At 40.9% G+C, this 19701-nt stretch carries 13 protein-coding genes; all 13 read left to right on the top strand.

Features of this window, described 5'->3' with window-relative positions; translation table 11 throughout:
- The first annotated feature begins 2 nt into the window (after positions 1-2).
- A complete protein-coding gene (locus Q4597_RS05005; RefSeq protein WP_303405023.1) occupies positions 3-1511 on the top strand; it encodes a sulfatase in 1509 nt (502 codons plus the stop codon).
- 18 nt (positions 1512-1529) lie between these two features.
- Positions 1530-3098: a sulfatase-like hydrolase/transferase gene (locus Q4597_RS05000; protein WP_303405021.1), complete on the top strand. Its 1569-nt coding sequence runs from the start codon at positions 1530-1532 to the stop codon at positions 3096-3098.
- Positions 3099-3115: 17 nt separating this feature from the next.
- Positions 3116-3868, top strand: coding sequence for a GDSL-type esterase/lipase family protein (locus Q4597_RS04995; protein WP_303405019.1), 753 nt, complete (start codon positions 3116-3118; stop codon positions 3866-3868).
- Positions 3869-3881: 13 nt separating this feature from the next.
- Positions 3882-5594: a glycoside hydrolase family protein gene (locus Q4597_RS04990; RefSeq protein ID WP_303405017.1), complete on the top strand. Its 1713-nt coding sequence runs from the start codon at positions 3882-3884 to the stop codon at positions 5592-5594.
- A gap of 6 nt (positions 5595-5600) precedes the next feature.
- Positions 5601-7043: an alpha-galactosidase gene (locus Q4597_RS04985; protein ID WP_303405016.1), complete on the top strand. Its 1443-nt coding sequence runs from the start codon at positions 5601-5603 to the stop codon at positions 7041-7043.
- 87 nt (positions 7044-7130) lie between these two features.
- Positions 7131-8732 (top strand): sulfatase, encoded by a 1602-nt coding sequence (locus Q4597_RS04980; RefSeq protein WP_303405015.1) that lies wholly within the window; start codon positions 7131-7133, stop codon positions 8730-8732.
- A 14-nt stretch (positions 8733-8746) separates the two neighbouring features.
- A complete protein-coding gene (locus Q4597_RS04975; protein WP_303405014.1) occupies positions 8747-10249 on the top strand; it encodes an alpha-L-fucosidase in 1503 nt (500 codons plus the stop codon).
- Positions 10250-10283: 34 nt separating this feature from the next.
- The gene (locus Q4597_RS04970; RefSeq protein ID WP_215438629.1) at positions 10284-11996 is read left to right on the top strand and encodes a GMC oxidoreductase; all 1713 of its coding nucleotides are present in this window, start codon (positions 10284-10286) and stop codon (positions 11994-11996) included.
- A 2-nt stretch (positions 11997-11998) separates the two neighbouring features.
- Positions 11999-12562, top strand: a complete 564-nt coding sequence (locus tag Q4597_RS04965) for a gluconate 2-dehydrogenase subunit 3 family protein (RefSeq protein ID WP_303405013.1) — start codon at positions 11999-12001, stop codon at positions 12560-12562.
- A 48-nt stretch (positions 12563-12610) separates the two neighbouring features.
- Positions 12611-13528 carry a hydroxypyruvate isomerase family protein gene (locus Q4597_RS04960; protein WP_303405011.1) on the top strand — a complete coding sequence of 306 codons (918 nt, stop codon included), beginning with the start codon at positions 12611-12613 and terminating at the stop codon, positions 13526-13528.
- A 30-nt stretch (positions 13529-13558) separates the two neighbouring features.
- Positions 13559-14491, top strand: coding sequence for a sugar phosphate isomerase/epimerase (locus Q4597_RS04955; protein WP_303405009.1), 933 nt, complete (start codon positions 13559-13561; stop codon positions 14489-14491).
- A 484-nt stretch (positions 14492-14975) separates the two neighbouring features.
- Positions 14976-18095 carry a TonB-dependent receptor gene (locus tag Q4597_RS04950; protein WP_303405007.1) on the top strand — a complete coding sequence of 1040 codons (3120 nt, stop codon included), beginning with the start codon at positions 14976-14978 and terminating at the stop codon, positions 18093-18095.
- Between the two features lie 21 nt (positions 18096-18116).
- The gene (locus tag Q4597_RS04945) at positions 18117-19655 is read left to right on the top strand and encodes a RagB/SusD family nutrient uptake outer membrane protein (RefSeq protein WP_303405005.1); all 1539 of its coding nucleotides are present in this window, start codon (positions 18117-18119) and stop codon (positions 19653-19655) included.
- The last annotated feature ends 46 nt before the right edge of the window (positions 19656-19701 follow it).

Raw genomic sequence — 19701 nt, 5'->3', positions numbered from 1 at the left:
CTATGCATCTAAAACCAAGGTCTTTTTATTTTGTATTGTTATTCCTTGCCTCGTTCGGGTACAACTGGGCCCAAGAAAAACAACCCAATATTATTTTTGTCCTTGTGGATGACCTTGGTTATGCCGATGTTGGTTTTAATGGCTCTACTTATTTTGAAACTCCGGCATTAGATGCTTTGGCCAAAGAAAGCCTGGTTTTTGACAATGCCTATATGTATCCTACTTGTTCTCCCTCAAGGTCCGCACTTTTTACAGGAAAACAATCCTTCCGAACGGGAGTGTACACGGTTCCTGTATTGGAGAAAGGAGATGCTCAAGAAAATATATTCTCTAGATGGACGGTTGAAAAGGAACACCCCATTTACGCCAAACCCCTTGCCCAAGCCGGGTACAAGTCCATTCATTTGGGAAAATGGCATATTGTAGGTCCTTATCCAGAAAAAGAATTGGCTATGAAATGGCCTATTCAACAACGATTGGACCAACCCCAAGCGGGAAATTTTACCTGGGTAGAAAATCATAAGACCCCAACCGTAAAACAATACTATCCTGAAGGAAGGGGCTTTATTAAAAATGTGGGCGGCACCTTTAGAGGTGACCCCGCCTTAGAAGAAGGTGGGTACAAAAGTGAACGCGGAGGGTATCGCGCTCCGTTCAGCAACCCGTTTATAACTCCAAAATCCAATGACGAATGGCTTACGGATAGATTGGCTGACGACGCCATTGAGTTTATGGACCATCATAAAACCGACCCATTTTTGGTCAACCTCCATTTTTACGCGGTTCATCGTCCTATAAAAAACAGGAACGATGCACTTTTTAACAAATACATGAGCAAGCCTGGGGACCCCGTAACGGGGCAAGGAATAGGCAAGAATAAAGAACGGATGGCCAGCTACGCCACCATGGTAGAATCTATGGATGAGAACATTGGTAAAATCATGGCGTACCTTAAAAAAAACAAGCTAGAAGAGAACACCATTTTAATTATTACCTCAGATAATGGCTATCACCCTATTGCCTCGGAGAATCTAAAGTTGAGAGGTGCCAAAGGAGAAATTTATGAAGGCGGAATAAAAGTGCCAGCACTAATTCACTGGCCTGGCAAGGTAAGAGCCCGAAGAACTGAAATCCCTATTTCAGTTATGGATTATTTCCCCACCCTAATGGATGTGGCCAACATTGCTTACAAAGGTCAATTAGATGGAAAATCCCTTACTCCCCTATTTAAAAAAGACAACTCTGATTTTAAGCAACGCCCCTTGTTCTGGCACTTGGCTAGTCAATACAAACACGGCACCTGTTCCGTAATCCGAAAAGGAGATTACAAGCTGATCCAATTCTTGGCAGATGGAAAACTAGAACTTTACAATCTAAAGACAGACCCTAAAGAAACCAAGAACTTGGCCCAAGACCATACCAAAACAACACAAAAATTACTTGATGAGCTGGTAGCATGGCGGGCTTCAAACAAAGTGCCGTTACCGCCAAATTCCATTCTCTCCAAATAATCTAAACTGTCCTAACCAATGCATTTCACTAAGAAGTTTTTAATTCAAGTTTTTATAATCCTTTTTACTGTTTCCTTAGGTTGGGCTCAGAAAAAAGAGGTTCAAAAACCTAATATAGTTCTTATTTATGCCGATGATTTAGGCCGTGGTATGCTGGGCACTTACGGTCAGAAAATGTTGACTACGCCTAATATTGACAAGTTGGCTTCAGGAGGGATGCAGTTTGAAAGAGCTTATGGCGCCATGTATTGTGCCCCGGCACGGGCCAGCTTATTGACCGGAATGCACGACTGTCACGGGGGTGACGCCATGACCATAGTAAAAGCGGGTATTTATATGGAATTGGACAATGGGCTCAGCTTGGATGAAATTAAGACTAAAATTCACCAAGTGGCACTGCCTGCTAAAAAAGATGAAGTATTCTTGGGCGAAATTGCTCAAAAGGCAGGTTATACTACAGGACAGTTCGGGAAATTGGAATGGGGTTTTGCAACCACTCCTGAACGTATGGAACGCCATGGCTGGGACCATCATTTTGGGTACTACGATCACGTTAGATGCCATGGGTTTTACCCTCCCTTTCTTTTTGAGGATGGCAAAAAAGTAGATATTCAAGGAAATACACATGTAGATTGTGCCAAAACTACGGAATATGACTCTCCCGAAAATTTTAAGGACCGGTGGAATATGGAAGGAAAAGCCGTCTATTCCGAGCATATTATCATGGAAAAAATGTTGGACTTTATGGATGATATCCATCCCCAGAAAACGAACAAGCCCTTCTTTTTATATTTCCCCACACAATTGCCCCATGGGCCTACCATGGTTCCTCAAGTACATCCGGAATTGGCGAACAACCCCAATTTAACCCAATGGGAAAAAGAATATGCTTCTATGGTTAAAATGCTGGATGACGATGTAGGCCGAATTTATTCCAAACTGGAAGAAATGAAAATTTTAGACAACACTATCATCGTCTTTACATCGGACAACGGTCATGAAATCTATTACCCCGAAGAAGGACGTACCTCAAAAAATAACGTAAATGTAAAGGGAGAAGAATTTGATAATATTACCACACGCTTCAATAGTCGTGTTACAGGTGATGTTTTTGACGGCAATGATGGTATGTCCGGAAAAAAACGCGACAACTGGGAAGGTGGCGTGCGTGTTCCCCTGTTCTGGTATTGGAAAGGTCATATAAAAGAGGGTGCAGTTTCGGACCAAATGGTTAGTAATTATGACTTTTTAAATACACTCGCCGAAATTGTAGGCACCCCGCAAAGAAGAGAAAAAGATGGAATTTCGTATGCAAAAGCTCTTTTTGGAGGTAAACCCAAATTACGCGATTACACTGTTTACTCTTCAAAAATGGGTCCTGCTTTGGTAACCCAAGAGGGTTGGAAGCTCAGGTATTATTTAAAAGAGGATGTATTTCAACTTTATTACCTACCAGATGATTATGAAGAAGTGAAAGATCTAGCCAAGGACCATCCACAAAAAACAGAAAAACTAAAAGCCATTCTGTATAAAGAATGCAATCAAGACTGGAAAAATGGCTTAGGGCCTATACAAAAGAGAGTCTAAAACCAAGTTGAAGTATTATGGCTAAAACACCCAAACTAAGTTACACCTTGCTCCTTTTGTTTACAGGCATACTCTTATCATGCTCCAGTACCAAAACACCTCAAAATAAGATAAACCCCGCAGCGCAATCCGTTCAACGAGATGGCGAATGGTGGAACCAAAGACATGAGACCATAAAAAGCCGCCTCAAATCTGACCCTGAATTGATTTTGGTGGGCAATTCCATTTTTCACACTTTGGAAAAAGAAGACCGAAAAGAGGTTTGGACCAAATACTTGGACCGGTACCGTACCGTAGATATGGGCATCAGCGGTGACCGCACCGAAAATGTCATCTGGCGTATTGAAAATGGAACCTTAGAAGGTATCAATCCAAAAGTAGCAGTTGTACTCATAGGTACGAATAACACGGACGGGAACCATTACGTAAACATAAGCACCCCAGAAGAACTGGCCGCAGGCATATATAAAATATGTGATCTGTTAACCCAAAAACTACCGGACACCAAAATTCTACTCATGGGTATTCTTCCCTATGGCTACAAACCCAATCACAGAGATAACATCAACAAAGCAACGAACAAACTTATTTCTGCTTTCCCAAAAAAGAACTCAAAAATCTACTATATCAATATTGGCCATACATATATTGATGGTAATGGAAAGGTCAACAAAGAACTTATGCCCGATTACCTGCACCCTAATGCAGAAGGACATTTACTAATGTTTGAAGCACTTGATGCCGATATTCAAAAATTGATTTCAGAATAGAAACACCTTTAAAATGAAAACCAGCTACCTTTTACTTGTCCTAGCCCTTCTTAACCTCTCGTCAATTCAATCTCAACAAAACACAAAACCGAAGAAACAAAAAAAAGAAGCCCACGAAATGGTCGTAGAAAGAGCGCGCCCGGCCGAGTGGAGCAGACTTGTTCTAGGCGGCCGTTTTATGGACCGGTTTCTACCTATGCCAGACCTTGGGGGAATGACCTCTAACACTTGGGGTGCGCCCGGCGTAGTTCCCAGAGATATTAATAATGGTGTTGAAAGTCCGCTGTGGTCCTATTGGGGAGGCAATACTTTATTAGAACAAGAAGATGGAAAATACCACTTGTTCGTTTGCCGTTGGCCAGAAAATGCCGACAATGGACACATGGCCTACCATGATAGTCGTGTTGTACACGGCGTTTCGGAATCGCCTTTTGGACCCTTTAAAATTGCGGGCGAAGTGGGCCACGGCCACAACCCCACATGGTACGTTACCAAAAAAGGAAGGTATGTACTTTACGTAATCGATAAATATTATGTGGCTCAACACATTAACGGCCCTTGGAAAGAAGGCCAATTTGAATTTGACAAACGTGGCCGCGAAACCTCAAGTGCTTCCAATTTTATGCACAACTGTACTTTTGCCCAACGCGAAGACGGCTCCTTTTTAATGGTAAACCGCCATGGTTACCCCTACTTTAGTAAAGATGGCCTAGCCAAATGGAATATGGTTGGCGAGAAATCTGTATATCCACCAGTAGAGGGCAAATATGAAGACCCCGTTATTTGGAAAGACAATGTTCAATACCACCTGATCGTAAACGATTGGTTGGGAAGGATTGCATGGTACTTGCGCTCAAAAGATGGTGTAGATTGGAAAGTAGATCCCGGTGAGGCCTACATGCCCGGCATTTCCGTGCATGAGAACGGTACCAAGGAAGATTGGCATAAATACGAACGTATTAGAATATTACAGGATGAAAAAGGAAGGGCCATTGCCGCCAATTTTGCAGTAATAGACACCCTAAAATATGAAGACCTCCCCAATGACAATCATAGTTCTAAACTCATTGTTGTTCCGTTGACAAAAGAAAAACTGCTCACCGTTTTAAATGATAAAAAAATTACTTCAAGCACAAAGGAAATTAAACTTAAAATTGAAGCGGAAAGCGATTTTAACCCTCATACTGATATTGATTTAGGCTCCTTACGCTTTGGTGCTTCGGAACAGGTAAATTTTGGAAAAGGAAGCAAAATAAAACGAACCGAAAAAACCGGCAAAGACCTCATTCTCATTTTTAATGGTAAGGGCAATGGCCTTACTGATGATAATTTTGCAGGAAAACTACTGGGTAAAGACAAAAAAGGAAAATTGCTTTTTGGCTATACCCGTTTGCCAGAAATTGAATATCTACAACCCATTCTATCCGCTGGTGCACCCACCTTATCAAAAACACCGGAAGGATACACTATTGAAGTGAAAGTAGAAAATTTTGGGCAAGTAGCTTCAGCGGAAACGGATATTAAAATATACCTGGTACAAGATGGTAAAGAGTTGAGTTTGGCATCGGGCAAGATTAGACCTCTAAAACCATTTCAGGAGGTTACGCTATCGCTACCCAGTGAATTTAAACTACAAAAAGATACAACTTACCATATAAAAAGTACCATTTTACCTAAAGGTGGCCTACCGGTAAATTTCACCAAAACACTCACGCTCCAAGAATAGTACAACATGAACAACCGAAGAAATTTTATAAAAAAAGCTGGCATGGGTGTTGCCCTAGCCGGGGTTACCGGCCCAATGGCGGTAAAAGCTGCTTCTACACATTATGAGGTAGCAAGCAAAAAAGACCCAACCCGAGGAGAACAAGTAAAAATAAAGGTTACCAACCCTTTATTCTGCCCGTACAACAGTGATGGCACCCCTGCTCAAAAAGGTGGTGATGCCTACTATTTCTTAAGCGATGCATTTACCCATAATCCGTTTACGGTTCCAGCTAGTGGAATGAGCGGTTCCCCTATTATCCGCGATGCCGCCGGTAAATTCGTTGGTTTTATGACCACTTTTGGTTTTGAAAATTCTACTTTCAGTTTTGATGGAAAAAAAACCCTTACCATAAACGTTCCTGAGGGACAGGAACTTTTTGTTGATGAAAGCGGTAATGGCGATGACGCTTGGAAAGCCTACAATACCCAAATTATGCAGCGCCTGAACATTCAGCCCTACAAGGTATTCCCTCACTTTTGGGCAGATGTGGAATATTGTACTTGGGTAGAGCAGAAAATACAATCCAATGTTCCTAAAGGGCACTTTAATCTACTGAATCACGACTTTGTAGCGAAGTATTTGGATAAAATTATCGAATACGGATATCCTAAGGGAAAAATGACCTTGGACCATGGCTGGGGCCAATTTCCGGACGGTAGTTTAAACTCCGGTTACGGCTCGTGGCATCCGGATCCCAAAAAGTTTCCAGATTTCAGAAAAACCATGGACCTTATCAACGAAAAAGGGTTTACTCCCGGCCTATGGATAGCATTTCCTAAAATACATGGCTCCAGTATTGCTGCCCAGAACAATCCTAATCTTTTGGGGGCTTACAGAGCGCAAGGCAAAACGGAGTACGACAAGGGTGTGCGATGGCTGAACCCCAAGGCAGATATTTTTGAGTACGCTTCGGAGACAATCCACCGCTTTTACAAAATGGGGGTACGCAAATTTAAAATCGATATGTCTTACAACACTAAATCGGACATGTTACACATCCATAAAGAATTGTACAAAGCAGCAAAAGGCATTGACCCTACCATTGAAATGGAATTTCATGTTCCAGATATTTTCTTTACCAAATTTACCGATGTTACCCGTACCAATGATGTATGGCTAAACGATAAATATGACTGGCCCGCCCGTGTAAAGACCCATTATGAAATTTCCTATAAATCCTCACTAGGTCGGGGCATTAACCTAGACCATATTGGAGGTAATGCCGAAAAAGATATTACCGAGGAGAAATACCTAAGACATTTGGAAATGTTTAAATCCAAAATTGGATACCCATTGGTTTCGGTACTTCCACATCATATCAGCCAGAAGTGCGTTGAAGCTACCGGTGATTATTTATGGGATTATGAAAAAGGACCTAGACACATTATTTCCGATTTTTATTCCTAAAGACAAAATTTACCCTAATGTACCGAGAGAGACAATAGATAAACTAGTACATACACAAGTTTACCTTATTTCTATTTCATTTGGACTATGGAAATCATTGCCCTTATGACGCTTTGGATAAAGAAACACGTATCTCTAGTTTTGTTTTGCTGTGTTCTTATGCTCGCCTCGTGCGGAGAGACTCCCAAAACATCTCAAAAGGAAACCAATGATAACCGCCCTAATATTCTTTGGATTACTATTGAAGACTGGAGCCCGGACCTTTCCTGTTATGGCACAAAGGGTATACATACACCAAACGTAGATAAATTGGCCTCGGAGGGTATTCGTTACAATAAAGCCTTTACCACCTCTCCCGTCTGTTCTACCTCTCGCTCGGCAATGATGACCGGTTTTCATCAAAATTACATTGGAGCCAACCAACATCGTGAACATAACAAACAACCCCTACCCCATGGTATAAAGCCCATTCCTAAACTCTTGGAAGAAGCCGGATATTTCACCACTCTAATGAGTTGGAAAACCGATATGAACTTTTTACCGGACACTAAGGAAGAGCTCTTTATGAATACCAATGATTGGGCAGACCGCAAACCGGGACAACCCTTCTTTGCCAGAATCACTTTTGGAGGTACGCACCGGTCTTGGAACCGAGACCCCCAAAGATCTATTAATATAAGTGATGTTGAGCTTCCCCCTTATTATGCAGATACTCCCTTTGTTCGTCGCGATTGGGCCAATGGCCTTGAACAAATGCAATTGGTAGATCGGGAAATAGGCAGTTTATTAAAACGACTTGAAGACGAAGGGTTGGCCAATAACACTATTGTTTTCTTTATTGGTGATCATGGCCGTTGTCACATACGAGGCAAACAATTTTTGTATGATGGTGGCATCCGCATTCCCATGATTATGCGGTGGCCGGGCCAAGTAGAACCTGGGCAAGTAAATGACGACTTGGTCATGTCTTTGGATATTGATGCTACCATACTTGATGCCGCCCATGTTACACCGCCAGTTCCCCTACACGGAAAAAACCTCTTAGGCGATGAGGTAAAAAACAGAAAGTACGTTTTTGCCGCCCGTGATAAAATGGACGAAACCCATGATGCCATGCGCTCCATACGGTCAAAAGATTATAAGCTCATTCTTAATTTAATGCCCGAAAGACCATATTTACAGTATAACCAATACAAGGAAAACGCTTATCCGGTATTGGCCGAAATGAGCATTATGTACCTAAAAGGAGAGCTTACTCCCGAGCAAGCCGCCTTCTTTGCCCCCGTAAAACCGCAAATTGAGCTATATGACCTACAAAAAGACACATTTGAGGTAGACAATGTAGCCGATAACCCCGAATATAGCTCTGTGAAAAAAGAGCTGTTGGCCCAACTGCAGAACTGGCGCACCCATGTTATTAAAGATAAAGGTGTAAGTGAAGAGTTTAAGGCCCTTGGCGTTTTTCCCGATAAGAATCCATTTTCAACAGTGGACGAATGGGTAGCCAAAAACCAAAAAAATTATGATTTTAACCGTATAGGCTGGCCGTCATGGTATCCTACTAAAACACTTCAAGAATGGCAAAAGGCCCGTGACAAATGGGAGCCTTATGTTATGAGAAGCGCAACCGAAGATATACCTCGTCCTGAAATTGGCATTATCACCAAAAAGAAAACGAAAAAGAATTAAAGCCAAAATTCAGAATGACAACAAAAACCAAATTTGCACTAAAAGTAGCGATCGTCCTTTTTTTATTTATGGGGATAACCGCATTGCACGCTCAACTAAAACCAAAAAAATTCCAGCCAGAATGGGAATCTATAAGAGCCGGATATGAGATTCCAGAATGGTTCAAAGATGCCAAATTCGGTATTTTTTTACATTGGGGCCCTTACGCCGTACCCGCGTACAGTAGCGAAAAATATCCAAAAGGCATATATGACCCCAAATGGTCCAAAGGTGGTAAAAAGCCTTACACCTATCACCGTGAACATTACGGAGACCCTTCAAAATTTGGGTATAAAAACTTCATACCTGAATTTAAGGCCGAAAAGTTTGATGCCAATGAATGGGCTACTCTGTTCAAAAATGCCGGTGCCCGTTACGTAGTACCTGTTGCGGAACATCATGACGGCTACGCCATGTACGCTTCTAACCACACCCGCTGGAACGTGAAGGATACAGGACCTAAAAAAGATGTTATGCGCCTATTGTCCGATGCGGTCAAAGCTAAAGGAATGAAGTTTGGAGCATCATCCCATTTTGCGTTACACAGGATTTATTATGAAAAAGACGACCCAACTTGGGACACCAACAATCCTGAATTTTACGACCTGTACGGTGAGCCGGTAGGTAATGATACGTTACCCACCAAAAAATTCCTAAACCTATGGTGGAATCGTACCACGGATATTATAGATAATTATGAGCCGGATTTGCTCTGGTTCGATTTTGGGTTGGACAAACCCGGTTTTGAGGTCATGCACAAAAAAATACTCGCCTACTACTATAACAAAGGTGAAGAATGGAACAAGGGTGTTGTTTTTCAGGACAAGAACATGAGAAACAAATCCTTTCCTGAAGACCTTATCGTGCTAGATATTGAACGTGGCCGTATGGATGGCATTTACAAATACCCTTGGCAAACAGATACTTCAATAGGAAAAATCTCTTGGGGCTATGTAACCAATGAAGAATACAAAACTTCCAATTACCTATTGGATGAATTGATAGACATCGTAAGCAAAAACGGATGTTTATTATTGAATATAGGCCCTAAAGCCGATGGAACCATTCCCTCAGAAGCCAAAGAAATACTGAACGAAATGGGCCAATGGCTAAGTCTTAATGGCGAAGCAATTTATGACACACGACCTTGGACCATCTTTGGCGAAGGCCCTACAAAAGTAGAAACAGGTCATCATTCCGAAAAGAAAAATAAGGAATCCGGTCCGGAAGACTTTCGTTTTACTACCAAAGGAAAAACCCTTTATGCAACGGCATTGGGCTGGCCAAAAGATGGCAAATTCACAATAAAATCACTTTCAAAAAATAATCCGAATACATCAAAACGAATTAAATCTGTAGAATTCATAAGCGGTAAGAACAACATAAAGTGGAAACAGTCCTCCAAAGGTCTTTCCATATCGGTTGACGGCCAAAAGCCTTGCGAAGCAGCCTACGTCTTTCGTATTCTATTGGAATAAAACATATCAAAACCTATTTTTCAAAACGTAACAAATGAGCAAATTTTATTTTAACGAAGAACAAAGTTCCTATGATGCCATTGTAGTAGGCACCGGTGTTAGCGGAGGCTGGGCCGCCAAGGAATTGTGCGAAAACGGACTAAAGACCTTAATGCTCGAAAGAGGCAGAATGGTGGAACACATAAAAGATTACACCACTGCCCATATGGACGACTGGGACTTTAAACACGGCATGGAGCTTTCAATTGAAGAAAAGGCAAAACGTCCCAAGCAAAGCCGGACCAACAAAGGCAAAAGCGCAGATTCGTACAAATGGTTCGTAAACGATTTGGAACACCCCTACAATGAGACCAAACCCTTTAATTGGATGCGGGGATACCATGTAGGTGGACGATCCATTACTTGGGGAAGGCATAGTTACCGCTGGAGCGAAATTGACTTTGAAGCAAATAAAATTGATGGCCATGGCGTAGATTGGCCCGTTCGTTATAAAGATATTGCCCCTTGGTACGATAAGGTAGAAAGCTACATTGGCGTATCCGGTGAAAAAATGGGACTAAGACAACTACCCGATGGCCAGTTCCTTCCAATGATGGAATTAAACTGTGTAGAGCAACATTTTAGGGATAAAGTCTATGAAAACCTAGACGGAAGGGTCGTTACCTCCGGCCGTATAGCACATATTACGGGTGACAAAGAATTTGAGGGACGTACCAAATGCCAGTTCAGGAACCGTTGTTCCAGGGGGTGTCCTTTTGGGGGCTACTTTAGCAGTAACTCGTCCACACTTCCAGCTGCGGAACGAACAGGGAACCTAACCCTAAGGCCGGATTCAATCGTTACCGAAGTTATTTATGACCCGGATACCAAAAAAGCAACGGGAGTTAAGGTCATTGACCGATTGACCAAAGAAGAACTGGTATTCAACGCCAAGGTTATTTTCTTGTGTGCTTCGGCCATAGCATCGGCTTCCATATTGATGCAATCCAAATCAGACCGTTTTCCTAACGGAATGGGCAATGATTCCGATCAATTGGGTAGAAATATAATGGATCACCATTTAGGTGCAGGGGCTAATGGAAAATTTGATGGTTACGACGATAAATATTATAAAGGCCGAAGACCAGGAGGTGTGTACATTCCTCGATTTAAAAATATAGACGCCAAATCTCAAAGCAAAGATTACCTACGCGGATTTGGATATCAAGGAGGCGCAAGCCGTAAAAACTGGAAAGATGCCGTTGCCGAACTTTCAATGGGTGCCGAACTTAAAGAGGCGATTCTAAAACCTGGCGGATGGACTATGGGCGTAGGTGGTTTTGGGGAAATACTTCCGTACCAAGACAACCGTATGACCCTAGACTATGACAATCTAGATGGTTGGGGCCTACCTACCGTAACCTTTGATGCAGAAATACGTGACAACGAGTTAAAAATGCGTGAAGATATCGTAGTGCAAGCGGCAGAAATGCTAAAAAAGGCCGGAGCAAGAGACATCAACACCCACAACAGCTCGTATAATATTGGTCACGGCATTCACGAAATGGGAACCGCCCGTATGGGAAGAGACCCAAAGACATCAGTTTTAAACGGTCATAACCAAATACATGAAGTACCCAATGTTTACGTTACAGATGGTGCTTTTATGGCCTCATCAAGTTGTGTAAACCCGTCATTGACATATATGGCGTTTTCAGCAAGGGCCGCCAATCATGCAGCAGAAGAACTTAAAAAAGGAAATATATAACCATGGATAGAAGAAAAGCATTAATGCAAATAGGAATGTCTATGGGTTACGTAGTAGCCGCACCCACATTCATGAGCGTTTTACAAAGCTGTAACTATACTAAAACCACTACGTGGGTACCTCAGTTTCTCAATGAAGACCAAGGTACGGTACTTATAGGCGTTATAGATAGTATACTGCCCAAAACCGATACATTATCGGCCTCGGAAGTTAACGTTCATATCTTTTTGGACAGTTTTGCAAACGAGGTAATGCCTCCTGCTCAGCGCGACCAATTCAAAGCTACCTTGAACCAATTGGCCGTGAACGCCCTAGAAAGCACAAACAAAGAGAACATAAGTGACCTTACTGAAGCCGATCTTGCACCTGAGGTATTAAAAGCATTGACGGATAAAAAGGCCGAAGGCGTTCCCTTTGCCAAAAAAATCAGAGACCTGACCATTTGGGGCTACAAGTGCACGGAATATGTTGGTGAAGAAGTGCTGGCATATGATTCTATTCCCGGTAAATATATTGCCTGCGGAGATCTGGATGAACTTACTGGGGGAAAAGCTTGGTCTATTTAACGTGAAACCAATCATCATAACCATTTTATAAATAACCAAGAACCTGCCATGAAAAGACGCAACTTTATCCAAAAAACAGCATTATCAACAGGAGCAATTTCAATGGGTTCGGGCCTATCATATGCCGCTACCCTAGCTTCACCAAAAGACCCCTATAAATTCAACCTTAAGTATGCTCCGCATTTGGGAATGTTTGAAAATCATGCGGGCAAGGACCCTATTGACCAGCTAAATTTTATGGCAGATCAAGGCTTTACCGCTTTTGAGGATAATAAGATGCGTACCCGAGATGTAGTCCTGCAAGAGAAAATGGCCCAGACCATGCAAAAAAGGGGCATTGAAATGGGTGTATTTGTAGCTGTTTTTCTAAAAGATGGACATGTAGCTTCTGGAGACCCGGAAAAAAGAAGGGCTTTTTTAGAATACTGCAAAGAATCCGTAGAAGTAGCGAAGCGAGTGAATGCCAAATGGATGACCGTTGTACCCGGTAACGTGGCTCCTAAAATAAAAGAAGGTTACCAAAGAGCCAACGTTATTGAAACACTCAAACAAGCTTCGGCAATTTTTGAGCCACACAATCTTACAATGGTGCTTGAACCTCTAAACTTTTTTAATCATCCGGGAGCATTCCTAACAGACTCGCCACAGGCCTATGAAATCTGTAAGGCCGTAGACTCTCCCTCATGTAAAATTCTCTTTGATATATATCATCAACAAATCCAAGAAGGTAATCTCATACCCAACATGGAAGCCTGCTGGGATGAAATTGGCTACATACAGATTGGTGACAATCCGGGAAGAAAAGAACCTAACACAGGAGAAATCAATTATTGGAATGTTTTAAAATTCATTAAAGAGAAAGGCTACAATGGAATTTTGGGCATGGAACACGGTAACTCAAGACCTGATAAAGAAGGTGAGCAAGCGGTTATAAATGCGTATAAAAACGTAGATAGTTTTAAATAAATCAAGACTAAAGTTTAGAAACTAAGGAAAATGCAAAGAAGAAAATTTATCAGTAAATCAATACAAGCGGCAACTTTAGTATCGGTAGCCGGAGTTCCTTTTCATGGTTTCGCAGATACGATAAAACTAAACAAAGACCGATTTTTCAAAATCTCGTTAGCAGAATGGTCTTTTCATAATACACTGCGCGCCGGAAAAATGGATAATCTTGATTTTGCCGCGAAAGCTAGAAGTTTTGAATGCGAAGGGTTGGAATATGTTAATCAGTTTTTTATGGATAAGGCAAAAGATAAGACCTACCTCAAAGAAATGAATAACAGAGCAGATTCTGAAGGAGTCAAGAATGTGTTGATAATGATCGATAGAGAAGGGCAACTAGCGGATGTAGATTCCAAAAAACGCTTACTTGCCATAGAAAACCATCACAAATGGATTGATGCCGCCCATTTTCTTGGCTGTCATGCCATTAGAGTAAATTTAGGTGGAGGAATAGAAAAGGGAGAAGCTGCAAAAGCTGCTATTGACTCATTGCACAAACTTGCGGATTACTCCCAAGATTCCAACATTAATATTCTAGTCGAAAACCATGGCGGATTCTCTTCGGACGGTGTGTGGTTGTCTAATGTGATGAAGAATGTAGAACGAGAAAACTGCGGTACGTTACCAGATTTCGGCAACTTTTGTATCGAAAAAAACAAAAATCGAGAATGTGTGACAGAGTACGACAAGTACAAAGGGTTCGCAGAGATTTTACCTTTCGCAAAAGGAGTAAGCGCCAAATCTATTGAGTTTGATGAAATGGGCAACGAAACCACCATTGATTATTTTAAAATGATGAAAATGGTTAAGGATTCAGGGTACAAAGGCTTTATTGGTATTGAGTTTGGCACATCTACCGCCTCAGAAGAAGAGGGGGTTAAACTGACCCGAGACTTACTCATTAGAGCTTGCTCCCAAGTTTAAACAAAAACACTTAGAAAATTTAGCGTTATGAAATACACTCCCTTCAGAATAGCATGTGCGGTTACATTTTTAACGCTTATTTCATGAACTGATCCGGGAGAGCAAAACAATTTAGCGCAACTGCGTGAGGATATAGTTAAAAAAATGGACGAACAGTTATAAAAATTAATTTCCGGCGATGGTCTTAGGAAATAGTATAATTCTAAGAACTGAATAAGTCCTAGGCACAACGGTACTTGCATATTCTCCATATTAGAGAGACATTTAATTTACTCAGACATACATTTCACCTAAATATTAAGATTTTTTTTGTAGTCGTTAATTTATAAAAATTATGTACTTTCATTGCCGTTTCTTCAATAAACAACGCCATTTTTGCCATTTATTTAGATCATTTGTTGCCCTATTGAAACCATTTGTTATACATCAAAATTAACTCCAAAACTATATTCGCTTTATTAACTCAAAACTCTCAAATGACCTTATGAAACACAAAAAACAATCAACCAAAAAACCTTTGTTGCTGCGGCTGGGATTATCCTTTATAGGACTCCTTTTAGCCACTATGCAACTACACGCACAAGATGACACTATTAGCGGTACGGTTTCAGATGACACTGGAATGCCTTTGCCCGGTGCAAACGTATTGGTAAAGGGAACCACAACAGGAACCCAAACCGATTTTGATGGGAATTATACAATTTCCGCCTCCAATGATGCTATTTTAGTGTTTAGCTACATTGGTTTTTCAACTCAAGAAGTACCAGTAAATGGTGAATCTACTTTAAATGTTACTTTGTCGGAAGATGCAAGTAAGCTAGATGAAGTTGTTGTTGTAGGTTACGGCCAACAAAAAAGAGTAAACCTTACCGGTTCGGTAACCGCTGTAGATGAAGAAGCTTTGGAAGACAGAAACGTACAAAATGCGTTTCAAGCACTTCAAGGACAAGCGGCCGGTCTACAAATTTCACAAAACAGTGGAGCTCCGGGTAATGAAGGCCTTAACATTAAAATACGTGGTCTTAACTCTTTTGGTAGTAACAACTCTCCATTAGTATTGATTGACGGTGTAGAAGGTAATCTACAAGATTTAGACCCCTCTGTAATTAGTTCCATTTCTGTGCTAAAAGATGCATCTTCAGCAGCTATCTACGGTTCTAGGGCTGCAAACGGTGTTATCTTGGTGACTACCAAGAGTGGCGGTAACAACAACTTTAAGATTGAATACAGCGGTAGTGTGTCAACGGAGACCTTTACCAAGGTACCGCAAATGATATCCAATTCGGCAGATTATATGACTTTAATGAACCAGGCATTAATCAATACACCTGGAGCATCTGCCAATCCGTATCCTCAAGAAGTGATAGATGCTTACCGAAACAATCAAGGCAATCCAGCTTTTCCTAATACAAATTGGTTTGATGAAGCCTCCAGAACCCCAATCGTACAACGTCATGTTGTAACGGCTAGTGGTGCAATTGATGGCACCAGCTATAATATTTCTATGGGTAACTGGGATCAGCCGGGTATTATTCGCTCTTCAGGGTTTAAGAAGAATAACTTCTTTATGAGTGTAAAATCAGATATAGGAGAAAAGATTACCGTAGGAGGTACCGTATCTGGCGTAGCTTCAAAAACAAGTGGTCCTCAGCAGGCAGGCACAGAATCCGGCTTATTCAATTTATTTAGAGTTAGGCCAACTTGGGGGGTGTATACCTTAGATGGCACAGGACATTATTCAGGTAAAGCATTCTCTGGAACTGATACAGAATTTCCTGGTTTTGATGAAGGATTTACTAGAAACAACCCTATAGCTGAGCTTGAAGTTCAGGATGGAGAGGTTTTAAATCAATATAACTTTAACGGAAACCTCTTTTTTGATGTTAAGCTTTCAGACGATTTGGTTTGGAGTACAAAAGGAGCTTATAAGTTTGATTATGACTACTATAAAAATCAACGTATTCAATATGACGAATACAATTATAGAACAGGCGAATACCTAAGAACAACTCGTGATGCTTCACAATTAACTATTGATAATACGTGGAGTAAGCAAACTACGTTATTCTCTACGCTGACGTATTCAAAATTGATTGGCGACCATGACTTTAAAGTTTTAGGAGGGTATAGTCAAGAAGGTTTTGATCGTAATTTTACTAGATCACAAAGAACTGGCATTCCAAATAGAAAAATCACTGATTTAGAAGGTGTAAATTCTGAAAATCAATTTACAACCGGTTTTTCTGAAAGTTGGGCTATTCAGAGTTTCTTTGGTAGAGCCAACTATAACTACAAAGAAAAGTACCTTCTTGAAGCAAACGTAAGAGGAGATATCAGCTCACGTTTTGCTAAAGGAAACAGATTAGGTGTTTTCCCATCGGTATCTGCTGGTTGGAGATTGGACAAAGAAGATTTCTTTCAAGATATTGAAGCAGTAAGCGAACTAAAACTTAGAGGTTCATGGGGGCAATTGGGTAACCAAAATATTGGTATTAATGTACAGGATGATGAATTAAATTCTGGTATATACCCTTACCAATCTACCCTATCTTTTGACCAATTTGGCTATCCTTTTGGAAGTAGTGTTCTTGCAGGAGTCGGCTTAAGAAGCCTAGTTGATTCCGATATTACATGGGAAACTACAACGGTAACGGATTTTGGAGTAGACTTTAATCTATTTAATAGAAAACTATATGGTTCTGCCGATTACTACGTAAAAGAAACCGTAGATATATTAAGACAACTACAAGTTGATGAAAGTAGTGGATTGGATGCTCCTGTAGTTAACCAAGGTGCAATGACCAACAAAGGTTGGGACATTGTTATTGGTCATGACAATAGCATAAACGAGGATTTACGATACAGCATAAACGGAAACGTTTCATGGTTCAAAAACCGTTTAAAAACTTTTGGAGATCCAGAGATACAGAACAGAAACATAAATGAAGAAGGTTACGCTTTTGAAGATTGGTACATGTGGGAAGCCGATGGCTACTTCCAAGATGAAGCGGAAATTGCAAGTTCGGCTACTCAGCCTCAACCTGGTAAGGTAGGTTTCATTAAATTGAAAGACCAAAACAATGATGGTGTTATTGATGGAGATGACCGTATCCATATAGACGGTAGATATCCTGCTTTTGTGTACGGGTTAAATCTTTCTTTGAACTTCAAAAACTTAGATTTTAGAATGTTTTGGGAAGGTGTAGAAGGCACTAAAAACTATATTGCCCGTGACCCTTTTAGACAAGATGGCGGTACGGATAAAGCTTGGTTAACCGAAGCATGGACGCCCGATAACAGAAACTCTAGATTGCCTGCGGTATATTACGAAACAGCCGAAACACGTAGAGCTACAGTATATAACAATTCTTTCTGGTTATGGGACACGTCTTATCTAAGATTAAGAAATGTTACCTTGGGGTATTCTCTACCTACTGACGTATTGGACAAGACACCGTTCAACAGATTACGATTCTATTTTGCAGCAGAAAACTACCTTACCTTCCAAAAAGACTACCCTATTGATGTAGATCCGGAAGCTAATGGTGTAGATGCCTATCCATTTAGAAAAACATTAACATTAGGTGTAAACATGACATTTTAGTCAATCAAAAATATTATATAAATGAAAAAGACAATCTTATTACTCGCTCTATCCTTTCTGGGGATTACAATAAGTTCGTGCGAGGACGACTTTTTAGACAAGCAGCCTTCTTCTCAACTGCCTTCAGAAACTTTTTGGCAGACTGAGCAAGATGCAGAACTAGCATTGACCGGAGTATATAGTAATTTACAACAGAACATGTTGGCTATACGTGCAGATGGTGGATGGCCTCCAACAATCAAACCAAACTGGGACGCCCTAACAGATGATTGTTATCAAACATTCAATTATGGTTTTAGAGAATTGATTGATGGAACGGCAAGTCCTACCTCTGGCGGTAATAACGGTGCAATCGCACAACTTTACAATGTATGTTATAAAGGAATTCAAACCTGTAATTTCTTTTTAGCAAACATTGATCAGGTTGAGAATATTGAGGCTGATAAATTAAATGGATGGAAAGGTCAAGTAAGCACTCTGCGTGCATTTTTCTATTATAACTTAGTTACTACTTATGGAGAGGTTCCTCTTAGAATAGAACCAACTACTTTGGATAATCAAGATTTACCAAAAGCTCCTGAGTCAGAAATATTCGCTCAAATTGAAAAGGACCTAATATTTGCTGCTGCCAACTTACCAGAAGCTCCTTACGGAGATGGTTATGTTGTTAAAGGTTCTGCAAATGCTTTATTAGCCCGAACTTACTTGTACCAAGAAAAATATGCCGAAGCAGCTGTAGCGGCAAAGGCCGTAATGGACGGTGGTAGTTTTTCGCTATCTACTAATTACGAAGACCTTTTTGTAGATGCAGGACAAGTTGACAACCCTGAAATTATTTTCTCTACAAAATACTCAAGTGCTCCTGGTGAATTCCAAGATAGAGGTAGTGAAATCATGATAGGCTTTTGGGGAACTCTTAAACCAACTGAAGATTTTGTGAATTCTTTTGAAGCTACTGATGGTCTACCAATAGATGAATCTCCTCTTTATGATGAAGCCAATCCTTTGGAAAACCGTGACCCTCGACTAAGTAAAATAGTACAGGTAGGCGAATGGAATCCTGAAATTGAGCAAAAGACCTTGTCCGGTTTTGGCTTGTTAAAATGGACAACCCCACAAACAAGGGCTTCCCTAGTGCAGAATTTTACAGAAGGTACAGACTATATCCACATTCGATATGCCGATGTTTTGTTGATGTATGCTGAAGGTAAAATAGAATCCGGCAGTATTGACACCTCTGTTCTTGATGCCATAAATGAGGTAAGAGCAAGAGCATATGGTGTGGCAGTAGGAGATACAGGTTCTTACCCTGCCATAACTACTACAGACCCGGGTGAACTTCGTGAAGCCGTTCGTAACGAGCGTAGATACGAATTCGGTTTTGAAGGTTTACGCTATTTTGACCTTAAGCGTTGGGGCATAGCAGAAGAAAAATTAAATGGTTTTTATGATCCGCATGTAGATGCTAATAGAGTATTCCTTCCAAAACATTATAAATGGCCGTTGCCACAAAGTGCAATTGACAAGAATGATGCTCTTGAGCAGAATCCTGATTATTAATAGTCTACAAACATGAGAACAGTAAGACATCTGTTTTTATTAAAAT

It is taken from the genome of Zobellia sp. 1_MG-2023 (assembly GCF_030549125.1).
GTDB lineage: Bacteria > Bacteroidota > Bacteroidia > Flavobacteriales > Flavobacteriaceae > Zobellia > Zobellia russellii.
This window is presented reverse-complemented; position numbering and strand designations above follow the sequence as displayed.

Bases quoted from the DNA above. Each gene is read 5' to 3' on its own strand.
- Q4597_RS04985 (WP_303405016.1), top strand. From the start codon at position 5,601: ATGAACAACCGAAGAAATTTTATAAAAAAAGCTGGCATGGGTGTTGCC.
- Q4597_RS04970 (WP_215438629.1), top strand. From the start codon at position 10,284: ATGAGCAAATTTTATTTTAACGAAGAACAAAGTTCCTATGATGCCATT.
- Q4597_RS04960 (WP_303405011.1), top strand. From the start codon at position 12,611: ATGAAAAGACGCAACTTTATCCAAAAAACAGCATTATCAACAGGAGCA.
- Q4597_RS04955 (WP_303405009.1), top strand. From the start codon at position 13,559: ATGCAAAGAAGAAAATTTATCAGTAAATCAATACAAGCGGCAACTTTA.
- Q4597_RS04980 (WP_303405015.1), top strand. From the start codon at position 7,131: ATGGAAATCATTGCCCTTATGACGCTTTGGATAAAGAAACACGTATCT.
- Q4597_RS04945 (WP_303405005.1), top strand. From the start codon at position 18,117: ATGAAAAAGACAATCTTATTACTCGCTCTATCCTTTCTGGGGATTACA.
- Q4597_RS04975 (WP_303405014.1), top strand. From the start codon at position 8,747: ATGACAACAAAAACCAAATTTGCACTAAAAGTAGCGATCGTCCTTTTT.
- Q4597_RS04990 (WP_303405017.1), top strand. From the start codon at position 3,882: ATGAAAACCAGCTACCTTTTACTTGTCCTAGCCCTTCTTAACCTCTCG.
- Q4597_RS04995 (WP_303405019.1), top strand. From the start codon at position 3,116: ATGGCTAAAACACCCAAACTAAGTTACACCTTGCTCCTTTTGTTTACA.
- Q4597_RS04965 (WP_303405013.1), top strand. From the start codon at position 11,999: ATGGATAGAAGAAAAGCATTAATGCAAATAGGAATGTCTATGGGTTAC.
- Q4597_RS05005 (WP_303405023.1), top strand. From the start codon at position 3: ATGCATCTAAAACCAAGGTCTTTTTATTTTGTATTGTTATTCCTTGCC.
- Q4597_RS05000 (WP_303405021.1), top strand. From the start codon at position 1,530: ATGCATTTCACTAAGAAGTTTTTAATTCAAGTTTTTATAATCCTTTTT.
- Q4597_RS04950 (WP_303405007.1), top strand. From the start codon at position 14,976: ATGAAACACAAAAAACAATCAACCAAAAAACCTTTGTTGCTGCGGCTG.